Annotated in this window: 1 protein-coding gene; it reads right to left on the bottom strand. The window is 38.2% G+C overall.

The window, feature by feature from the left end:
* The coding region (locus tag RTL21_RS08245; RefSeq protein WP_312095148.1) for a YbaK/EbsC family protein at positions 1-731 on the bottom strand (731 nt) is incomplete at both ends.

Below are 731 nucleotides of genomic sequence, written 5' to 3' on the forward strand. Positions count from 1 at the left end.
TGCATATTGATCGACAGCAAAATCTCGATCAGGGTTCACATTCACATAGTGGTAATGCTCTTCATTTGCCCCGCAAACACCATTAACAATTGCTTTCACAGCGTGGTCTGCAATTACTTCTACATCTTTTACGTTTATAGGTCCTAGTGAGCCAATCTTGCTTCCTAATACTTTTTCTGTATCAGCGTGATCTGCCAATTCTACCGCATTTGCCTCTAATAAGTTTTTCACCTTAATGTCGTTTACTTCATGGTCACCACGAACTAATACTAGAACAAATTTTTCATCTACTTTAAACAATAAAGACTTAATGCATTTTTCTGCTGCTACGTTTAAGAAAGCAGACACTTCTTCAATTGTTTTTTGCTCTTTTGTTTCCACTTTCTCTAAACCTTTTACAGGCTCGTCCGCTTTTTCATAAGCGTTAACAACAGGTGCCATTTCAATATTTGCCGCATAATTGGATTCTGTTGAATACGCAATAGTATCTTCTCCAACATCAGACAACACCATAAATTCATGGGTATCCTTCCCGCCCATTGCACCACTATCTGCGATAACCGCACGATAGTTTAAACCGCAGCGCTCGAAAATATTGCAATATGCTTGGAAAATAGCATCATAAACTTCTCCTAAGCTTTCATGAGAAGAATGGAAACTATATGCGTCCTTCATAATAAACTCTCTACCGCGTAAGATACCAAAACGTGGTCTTTTCTCATCTCTAAATT

Origin of the sequence: Niallia sp., assembly GCF_031978665.1 — a bacterium.
Lineage (GTDB): Bacteria > Bacillota > Bacilli > Bacillales > Cytobacillaceae > Niallia.